Below are 10,437 nucleotides of genomic sequence, written 5' to 3' on the forward strand. Positions count from 1 at the left end.
AATCACAAATCCAAAATCGAATAATTATTCTTCTCTGTTTACTGTGTCCATCGAAAAAGCAGGAAGGCATACACTCCAGTATTCGCAAGCCTCCTCAAATGGATTGCTATATCTTACTCTGCTTCCCTTTGTTATTAAGATACTTTGTCCCGCCGAAACCTCTATTACTTCGCCATCGACTTCTATCAGTTTTTTTCCTTTACTTACCAAAGTCCATTCGTCGAAAGCAGGATTTTGGTGTGGTTCACTCCAACCAGATGGAGCAATCATACGAGCAATACTGACATTTTCATGTTGAGTGGCAACTCTCCCGAAATGTTCTTCGATGAGTTTACCGTCTGTAGTAGGCACTACAAAAGGTTTGGTTTGATGAATGTAACTCATATTTTTATTTTTTAGAAATAGAATCGAAACCCTAAGATTTGAGCAAAAGTACAAATTTAAGCTTTAGAACTTTGGGGCTTTTAATAAAACAAAAACGCCTCTTTCGAGGCGTTTTTGCAAAGATATGAACAGACTTTGTAAGTTCTACAAGTTTTTCTTTTTCAATTCGTTTACAGCAAAATCTGCCGCACGAGCTGTCAAAGCCATATAAGTCAACGATGGGTTCACGCAAGAAGCCGAAACCATGGCAGCACCATCTGTAACAAATACGTTTTTCACGGCATGTACTTGGTTATGTTTGTTCAGTACCGAAGTTTTAGGATCACGCCCCATACGAGCCGTACCCATTTCGTGAATACCCAAACCAATATGAGTAGTTTGGCTGTTGTAAGTACTAATATTTTTGAAACCAGCAGCTTCCAACATTTCAGCAGCGTCGTTCATCATATCTTCACGCATCTTCAATTCGTTTTGTCCGAATTCAGATTCGAAAGAAAGTACTGGCAAGCCCCACTTATCTTTTTGGTCACTCAATGTAAAACGGTTATTTTCATTTGGAAGAATTTCACCAAAACCACCAAACCCAATTGACCAAGAACCAGGCTGAGTTAGGTCTTCCTTGAATGAAGCACCAAAACCATCCATACCAACACCACGACCCCAACCTGCACGGCTAGCACCACCTTGGTATCCAAATCCACGCAAATAATCACGTTTGTCTTTACCCCAGTTACGGAAACGAGGAATGTACAAACCATTTGGACGGTTACCAAAGAAGTAGTCATCTTTAAATCCTTCTACAGTAGCACTTGCACCTACTCCTAAGTGGTGGTCCATGATATTACGGCCCAATTGGTCGCTATCATTACCCAAACCATTAGGGAAACGATTTGATTTTGAGTTCATCAAAATTGAAGCAGATGGAATAGCACCAGCGTTCAAGAAGATGATTTTGGCATAGTATTCGGTTACAGCAAGCGTATTTTGGTCGATTACACGAACACCTTTTGCTTTTTGTGTTTTATCATCAAAAATCACTTCAGATACAATGGCATTATGTACCATTACCAAGCGTTTTGTACGCGCTGCTGCTGGCAAGGTAGCTGACAATGAGCTAAAGTAACCACCATAAGGACAACCACGCATACACTTGTTACGGTATTGGCAAGAACCACGACCCACGGCTGTATGCTGTGCGCCAGGTTTGGTCAAGTGAGCTACACGACCGATTGTAACTGGGCGACCCAATTTACTTTTTACCGCATTTTTGAAATGAGTTTCAGGCGCAGTCATTGGCATTCCTGGCAAGAAATAGCTATCTGGTAACACATCCAAACCTTCTGCCTGACCTGAAATACCTGCAAATTTCTCAACATAAGTATACCACGGAGCTAAATCTTCATAACGAATCGGCCAGTCGATGCCCACACCTTCCTTTAAGTTAGCCTCAAAATCGGCTTTGTTCCAGCGATAAGACTGACGTCCCCACAACAAGGACTTTCCGCCTGTATGATAAGCACGAATCCAGTCGAAACCACCTTTTTTCTCGATATAAGGGTTTTGCTTATCGTTTTCGAACAAATAGCGGTGCTCTTCATTGGCAGTATAACCAGTACGCATACCAGCCCAATACTCTTCGGCAGCCATGTTTGTTGGACGACCACGGTGTGCAAAATCCCAAGGGTCTTTCATGGCCGTTTCGTAGCCTTCGATATGCTTGATTTCGCGACCACGCTCAAGTACGGCTACTCTCAAACCTTTTTCTGTTAATTCTTTGGCAGCCCAACCGCCCGAAATACCAGACCCAACAACGATTGCGTCGAAGGTTTGGTTTTTTACTGCATCTATATTAAGATTCATTGTATGTCTTCTATAAGTATTGAAAGAAAATAAATAAATGGATAAAATAAAATTCGTTTTACCCGCACTAGGCTGTATGCATTAAGCTATAATCTAAATATTTTGCAAGATTTTTACTCATAAAGTAATCACTTTGCTTCATACTTACGACTTTTTTTAAGCCTAATCATACCAATTTGCCTTGTTCTTAGTAAGCAAAAGCTTTTTGACCTGGCTTCAATTTGATATTTTCAAATTTGCCCGGAATTGGCTCATATACAAATGATGCTTTCAAGCCTTGCTCAGAAGTATAATAACCTGTCAAAGTAAGTTCTTTCATCAAACGCCAGAAAGGTACACCCATATCGGCATCCATACTTTCTTTATCAACGTTATCTCCTACCTTCACTTGCTTTACATTATATTGTTTCATCAACTCTTTCGTATCAGTCTCAAGTTGTTTCAAGGTAGCAACTTGTTGCTCTTTTGATTGAGTCAAGAAGTTTTTCTTTTCTAAATCAGAAACACCCGCCAAGAAGCTTTTGTGCTCCGGTGCTTTGTAACAATCATTCAACATCATTTCAATGAATGCTGGTACTCCTGCATCTTTTGCCCCAGGAGTGCTTGTTCTTGGAATGATATGCTCGGCTACTTCTGCTACTATCTTACGCTGGGTGTCGTTGAGGCTAAACGACTCAAGCGCCATAGACGTGTTTTTAGCTTCACCTGCTCTGCTCATTGCCAAAAGGGTTGGTGCCGAAAGCGTCCCTCCTATCAATAAGGCAACTTTTGAGAGTGCGTCTCTTCTGTTCATTTTAAATCGGGATTTTGATATAGTATTTATAAAATTAGTTTTTGTTTTTCCAACATACCGATGAGTTATATTGTTTTAAAACTCATTGTATCTCTTTGAGAAAATAAAGATATTATATTTCCCATTCAACGCCAAAGACAAAACTTTATTTGAAAAGTTTTATTTTTTGCGAGTTTAAAGATAACCAATATTCGGCAATACTTTGCAAGGAATTACCATGGAAATATCACTTTTTGCCCCGAATGATGAGGTAAAATAGGGGTGTTTTGTCTTTAGGAAAAATCTTTTCTCAAATGTTCAAAGAAAAAAGCCATGAAGTATATCCCAACAAAAATCCCCGATACCATCAAAGATATCGGGGATTGGAAAAAATGACATTCTGCTTTTATGACAAATAAAATCAAATGCTTTATTCTACAAATTTTGCTTTTTCAATTCATTTACTGCAAAGCTAGCAGCACGAGCTGTCAAAGCCATATAAGTCAATGAAGGGTTTACGCAAGAGGCAGAGGTCATACAAGCACCATCAGTGACAAATACGTTTTTGATGGCATGCAGTTGGTTGTTGCCATTTACAACCGAAGTTTTTGGATCGCGTCCCATGCGAGCTGTTCCCATTTCGTGAATAGCCATACCTAAGTACGAACCTCTATCATACGTTTTCACGTTTTTCACACCAGCCGACTCAAGCATTTCTTTGGCATCGTTCATCATATCGATACGCATTTTCTTCTCATTCTCCTTCAGCTCTGCGTCAAATACTACTACAGGAATACCCCATTTGTCTTTTGTGTTTTTGTCGAGATACATACGGTTTTCGTGGTAAGGCAGTGTTTCGCCAAAACCACTCAAGCCCATCGACCACGGGCCAATACCACTTGCTTGCTCTTTGAAGTCTGCGCCAAAACTCAATTCTGATACATTGCTAGCCCAAGCGCCACGTCCACGACCACCGCCACCTTGGTAGCCAAAGCCACGCAGATAATCACGCTTATCGCTTCCGATGTTGCGGTAACGAGGCACATATATCCCATTGGCACGACGACCATAGTAGTATTTATCTTCATCGCCTTCCCACGTGCCCGATGCGCCCACACGGAAATGGTGATCCATCAAGTTATGACCTAGCTCTCCTGAGTCATTACCCAAACCATTCGGGAAGCGATTCGAAGTAGAATTCAACATCAAGGCCGTTGTACCCAATGCCGATGCACACAAGAATACTACTTTAGCGTAATATTCGGTAGTTTGCATGGTTACAGAATCAATTACTCTTACTCCTGTTGCTTTCTTTTTATTTTCGTCATACAGAACCTCACTTACAATAGAGTCGGGGCGAAGTGTTAAACGACCCGTTTTCATACAAGCTGGTAAAGTAGCAGATTGTGTACTAAAATAAGCACCATACGGACAACCCAACGAGCACTTGTTACGATATTGGCAACCTGTACGCCCCACTCCCAATTGTGCCTGAGCCGCCTTAGATAAGTTGGCTACACGACCAATCGTCATAACACGACCAGGATAGTTTTTTTCTATACGCTTTCTTACTTCTTTTTCTACACAATACATATCCATGGGCGGCAAGAAATCACTATCTGGCAATTGTGGCAACCCTAGTTTTTCACCCGAAATACCCACAAATTTTTCTACGTAAGAATACCAAGGCGCCACATCTTTGTAGCGAATAGGCCAATCTACCGCAATACCATCTTTCAGGTTTGCTTCAAAGTCGAGGTCGCTCCAACGATATGATTGACGCCCCCACATGATGGATTTTCCACCAACGATATTGGGACGATACCAGTCAAAACGTTTTTCTTCTTTATATAATGAATCCGCATCATTGAACCAATATTTTTCGGTCATTTCATTGTACGGATAATCACGCATCAATTTTGGGTGAGTTTCTTTCTGTTCTACAGTAAGACGACCATTATACTTGGTATCCCAAGGGTCTTTCATGGCATACTCATAACCTGTAACGTGCTCTAGGTTTTTACCTTTTTCGAGCATCAGCACGCGCAAGCCTTTTTCGGTAAGTTCTTTGGCAGCCCAGCCACCTGTAATACCCGACCCAACTACAATCGCGTCGTAGGTATTGCCTTTTACGGCATCTATATTTAAGTAAGACATTGTTCTGAATAAGTTAAAATAGGAAACGATAAGTTTGTGAGCAAAATTAAGTTTAAGTTTTCAGGCAGTAGGCTTTAGACCATAAGCCATAATGTTTTTTATGAAATAATAAAGAGCATTTGCCTAGTGCCTACGGCTTTCGGGTTTCGGCTTTCAGCTTTCAACAAAAACATTTATCACTCTTTGCCTGTTGCCTGTTGCCTGTTGCCTACGGCTTTCGGCTCGCAGCAAAAAACATTTATCGCTCTTTGCCTAGTGCCTGTTGCCTAATGCCTACGGCTTTCAGCAAAAACATTTATCCCTCTTTACCTTGTGCCTGTTGCCTGTTGCCTTATTCGTAAACACAAGGCAACGAGTGTTTAATTGTTTTTAAATGTTTTTACCGAATGCCCAAAGCTGAAAGCCGAAAGCTTAAAGCAACATCTTAAATTCTATTTTGAGTAGTAATTTTTTACAAAGCCCAAGCTTTTTGACCAGGTTTTAGAGGAACACAACCCTCAAAACGCCCAGGAATTGGGAGGTATTCTAGAGCTTTGGTTGCCCCAATTTCAGAAGTAAAATAACCCGTAACCGTCAATTCTTTCATTTTCAAAAAGAAAGGCTTGTTGTCTACTGTGGTTTGTTTTACCATTTCGTTTTTTTGAGCTGTATCCAAGTCGGCAAACCCCTTACCAAATTTGGTTTTGCTATCGCCGTCCAATTTGGCCAAGCCATCATAGAATACTTTTTGCTCATCCTTGGTATAGCAATCTTTTACTACACGCACAATAAACTTCTCGACACCAGCGGCTTTTGCACCTGGGGTATTGGTTGTAGGAATAATAATGTCTGCTACTTCGGCCAACAGGGATTCTTGGTCCAAAGTTACGCTAAGGCTTTCACCCTTGTAGGTTTTTTCGCCCATTACACCAGCCATCACTGGAGCAGATATAGCACCTCCTAAAAGGATAGCTACATGCTGAAGTGCATCTCTACGGTTCATAGTTTTACAAATTAATAAATTGAATAGTTGAGTTTGATTTGTATATCCGAACAATTCGGCTCGAACTGTTCTTGGTTATTGGTAAGTTCGTTTTGAGAGATTCTGAGCTTCAATAAAGCAACTTCAAAAGTTGCTTTACTAAAAAGTCTTTTAAAAAATCTATTTTTTCTTTAAAACAGACAATTAAATTCATTAATCAAAGTTATTGATTTTCTTCCAGAAAAAATGCCTTCTCTATATGGTCAAAGTATCATTTCGATACTTTTTACTACCAATTATGTCAAATATTCGACATATATATGAAATTATTAGCCCAATTAAAGAGAGACTCGTAAATTTAAAATACTCTTTACAAGCAAATCAATTGATAATCAAGCATGAAAAAACTTCTTAACTCCATTATTCTTGGCGTTACACTCTTACTTATAGGACAGGCTTCCTTAGCCCAAAAAGTATCGAAGCTAAACGAAACCGAATTGATGTTGCACAATATGCAAGGGAAAATATATGGTTGGATGACCGAATGGAAAGTACCCGGATGTGCTATCAGTATCGTAAAAGATGGGCAGGTGTTGTGGTCGGTAGGCTTAGGACAAAGAAATACTTCTACCAAACAATTTGTCACGTCCCAAACCCTTTTTCCTATAGCATCGTGCAGCAAATCTTTTACCGCCGCCGCTATGGCCATTTTGGTAGATGAAGGAAAAGTAGACTGGAACAAACCCGTAAAACATTACTTGCCCGACTTCGAGCTCAGCGACACAGAAGCCGAACATACGGTAATGGTCAAAGATTTGCTTTCGCACAGAACAGGCTTGCCTCGTCATGATTTTGTATGGTTGTACAGCTCGCTTGATAGAAAAGCAATTTTTAAAAGTTTAAAATATCTTCCCCTCAGCAAAAAGCCCTACGAACAGTATCAGTACAATAATTTGATGTATATGGTGGCTGGAGTTTTGATTGAAAAAGTAAGTGGTATGACTTGGGAAAAATTTGTGGAAGAACGCCTCCTCAAACCACTCAAAATGACTCAAACGGTATTGACTTACCCTGAATTGTTCAAATCAGACGACTACGCCAAGTCATATCGCAAACAAGAGGAACAATTGGTAGAAGCAGGATTTGGGAGTAATGTAGATGCCATTGGGCCAGCGGGTGCCATAAAATCCAATGCTGATGATATGAGTCATTGGTTATTGATGCAGTTGCAACAAGGCAAATATGAAAACCTACAGATTGTTTCTAGCAAAAATCTAAAAGAAAATCATACCCCTTTGGCCGTGGTATATCCAACCGAAGCCAAATATCCTGAATTGGGCTTTAATACTTATGGGATGGGCTGGAATCAGAATGTTTATCGGGGAGCACAAAGACTTCAACACAATGGTTCGATAGAGGGGTATCGCTCACAAATGACCCTTTTTCCCAATAATAACATAGGAATATTTGTTACTACCAATAGCAGTGCAGCCGATTACTACTTTGTTAATGTTGTGACAAACAATCTTGCAGACATGCTCTTTAGTTTTCCTGAAATAGACTGGCATAGTCGTATGAAGCAAGAAAAAGCAGATGCCATCTTTGCAGAAGAAAAGAAAATGAAAGAGCAAAATGCCAACAGGGTATTGTTTGCATCGATGTCGCATAACATTGACAGTTACGCTGGAATTTATGAACATCCTGCTTATGGAATCTTGCAAATATACAAATCAGACAAAGGGTTATTGGCTAAATATCACAATCAAACTTCAGAGCTTATCCACTTTCACTATGATTATTTTTTGGGAAAAGATTTACTTGAAAATATCCCGATTCAGTTTATAACTAATTTTAAAGGAAATATAGATATAGTACAAATCGAGTTTCCCAATGCAGGAATAATTCAGTTTAGGAGAAAGTAAAACACCTAAAAAACAACAGCGAAATTTCGCTATTTAAGATTTTTACAAAATTTTCTTAAAAAATATTATTTCAAAACTGATATTCTACACAAAATTTTCTTTCATAATTCTTAGAAAAACTGTTTTAATCGACTAAAAATGAAGCGAAATTCCCAAAATTAAAATTGGTATAAGTATTTATTACTAAAATTTTATTTGGCATTTTCTTGCATTTAAAAAATATACCTCTGTATATTTGTAAAGTACTAGCAAAAACATCAGCGAAATTTCGCTATTTTTTATGAAAGTTGTAGGATTTGTAAATATCATTCTCGTTCTCGTGATTCTCTGCTGTGAAGTGTGAGACGGGCTTTTATGTATATAATTAAAAAGACCTTTCTCACACACTGAGAAAGGTCTTTTGCTGTCCAGAAATATCGAACTTAAAATAAGTCAAAAAATAGAAGAATAATACAAACCCTCTGACTCGTGTTTTCTATCCTGTCGGGCAGAGTCTAAAGCATCTTTTCAAGTTATGGAACTGAACAAATTCTCAAAAACACTGACTCAAGAAGTAACCAACCCTGCAGCCAAAGCCATGCTTTATGGTATTGGTCTTACTAGCGAAGATATGCAAAAAGCACAAATCGGTATTGCTAGTACAGGTTATGAAGGAAACACATGTAACATGCACCTAAACGGCTTGTCGGTACATGTGAAAAAAGGTGTTCAAGAGAACGGAATGGTCGGTTTGATTTTCCATACAATTGGCGTATCCGATGGTATGACCAATGGTAACAACGGAATGTCCTACTCTTTGCCATCGCGCGATTTGATTGCAGATTCGATTGAAAACGTAGTAGGGGCACAATGGTACGACGGCGTAATTGCAGTAGTAGGTTGTGACAAAAACATGCCAGGAGCAATGATGGCTTTGGCTCGTTTGAACCGCCCAGGAATGTTGGTTTATGGTGGTACAATTCGTACTGGTGAATATAAAGGTCAAAAATTAGATATTGTTTCGGCATTCGAAGCATTAGGTAAAAAGTTTGCTGGCAATATCTCTGACGAGGACTACGAAGGTGTGATTCGTAACGCTATCCCGGGCGCGGGTGCTTGTGGGGGTATGTACACGGCCAACACCATGGCGTCGTCGATGGAGGCTATGGGTTTGACATTGCCAAACTCTTCTTCTTACCCAGCTACACACGAAGGTAAAAAAGCAGAGTGTTTGGCTATCGGTGCAGCGATGAAAAATCTGTTGGAAAAAAACATCTGTCCAAGAGATATCATGACTCGCAAAGCCTTCGAAAACGCCCTTACTATGGTAATGGCAATGGGAGGCTCCACAAATGCAGTATTGCACTATTTGGCAATTGCTCGCGCTGCTGAAGTTGAATTTACTTTAAAAGATATCCAAGCTATTTCGGACCGTACTCCATTGATTGCTGACTTGAAACCTTCTGGTAAGTATTATATGGAAGATATGCTTTCAATTGGGGGTGTTCCTGCATTGATGAAATACTTGTTGAAAGAAGGTTATTTGCACGGTGATTGTATGACCGTGACAGGTAAAACAGTGGCCGAAAACTTGGCCGATGTACCAGAATTAGATTTTGATTCACAAAAAATTATTTTACCATTAACAAGTCCAATCAAACCAACAGGGCACCTTCAAGTACTATACGGTAACTTGGCAACAGGCGGTGCTGTGGCAAAAATTACAGGAAAAGAAGGTGAGCGCTTTGAAGGTATTGCAAAGGTTTGTGAACGCGAAGAAGAGGTAATCGAATATTTATCAAAAGGCGAAATTCAAGAAGGTCATGTAGTGGTAATCCGTAACGAAGGCCCTAAGGGTGGCCCGGGTATGCCAGAAATGTTGAAGCCAACTTCGGCTATTATGGGAGCTGGTTTGGGTAACAAAGTTGCGATGATTACGGATGGTCGTTTCTCGGGTGGCACACATGGATTTGTGGTGGGTCACGTAACTCCAGAAGCCCAAGTAGGCGGTAATATTGCCTTGGTAAAAGACGGTGATAAAATCACTATCGACGCAGTAAATAATGTAATCCATCTTCATGTATCTGACGAAGAGTTGGCCGAACGTCGCAAAGACTGGGCACCATCCGAATCACCATTCAAACAAGGTGTTTTGCGCAAATATGTGAAAAACGTAGCCTCGGCAAGTGAGGGCTGTGTGACAGATTTGTAAAAATAATTTAGAAACGTACAGAGGATTGCAGGAATAAGGTAAAAATAGAGATTCACTTACAATACCCAAACTTGAATATCATCCTTCGTGCAGTACAAAGATTAATTCAAAAATAGTCTCTACAAGACTGATTACATCACAGATATGTAATCAGTCTTGTTATACGAATCTTTAGGTATGTAGGCAAAAT

General features: G+C 39.8%; 7 protein-coding genes. 2 read left to right on the forward strand and 5 right to left on the reverse strand.

Annotated features, from left to right (window positions below; translation table 11 throughout):
* Positions 1 to 24: 24 nt before the first annotated feature.
* From ACOVQ4_RS08695 to ACOVQ4_RS08715, 5 genes are all read right to left on the reverse strand, one after another.
* A complete protein-coding gene (locus ACOVQ4_RS08695; protein WP_421820259.1) occupies positions 25 to 384 on the reverse strand; it encodes a cupin domain-containing protein in 360 nt (119 codons plus the stop codon).
* 144 nt (positions 385 to 528) lie between these two features.
* Positions 529 to 2,244 carry a GMC oxidoreductase gene (locus tag ACOVQ4_RS08700; protein WP_421820260.1) on the reverse strand — a complete coding sequence of 572 codons (1,716 nt, stop codon included), beginning with the start codon at positions 2,242 to 2,244 and terminating at the stop codon, positions 529 to 531.
* Between the two features lie 187 nt (positions 2,245 to 2,431).
* A complete protein-coding gene (locus ACOVQ4_RS08705; protein ID WP_421820261.1) occupies positions 2,432 to 3,037 on the reverse strand; it encodes a gluconate 2-dehydrogenase subunit 3 family protein in 606 nt (201 codons plus the stop codon).
* Positions 3,038 to 3,451: 414 nt separating this feature from the next.
* On the reverse strand, positions 3,452 to 5,173 hold the full coding sequence (locus tag ACOVQ4_RS08710; RefSeq protein WP_421820262.1) for a GMC oxidoreductase: 1,722 nt from the start codon (positions 5,171 to 5,173) through the stop codon (positions 3,452 to 3,454).
* A 451-nt stretch (positions 5,174 to 5,624) separates the two neighbouring features.
* A complete protein-coding gene (locus ACOVQ4_RS08715; RefSeq protein ID WP_421820263.1) occupies positions 5,625 to 6,155 on the reverse strand; it encodes a gluconate 2-dehydrogenase subunit 3 family protein in 531 nt (176 codons plus the stop codon).
* 377 nt (positions 6,156 to 6,532) lie between these two features.
* Here ACOVQ4_RS08715 and ACOVQ4_RS08720 point away from each other — a divergent pair, with 377 nt between their 5' ends.
* Together ACOVQ4_RS08720 and ilvD are read left to right on the forward strand one after the other, a co-directional pair.
* Positions 6,533 to 8,056, forward strand: a complete 1,524-nt coding sequence (locus ACOVQ4_RS08720; protein WP_421820264.1) for a serine hydrolase — start codon at positions 6,533 to 6,535, stop codon at positions 8,054 to 8,056.
* Between the two features lie 514 nt (positions 8,057 to 8,570).
* Positions 8,571 to 10,247, forward strand: a complete 1,677-nt coding sequence (gene ilvD / locus ACOVQ4_RS08725; RefSeq protein WP_421820265.1) for a dihydroxy-acid dehydratase — start codon at positions 8,571 to 8,573, stop codon at positions 10,245 to 10,247.
* The last annotated feature ends 190 nt before the right edge of the window (positions 10,248 to 10,437 follow it).

The organism is Flectobacillus sp. (assembly GCF_049240685.1).
GTDB lineage: Bacteria > Bacteroidota > Bacteroidia > Cytophagales > Spirosomataceae > Flectobacillus.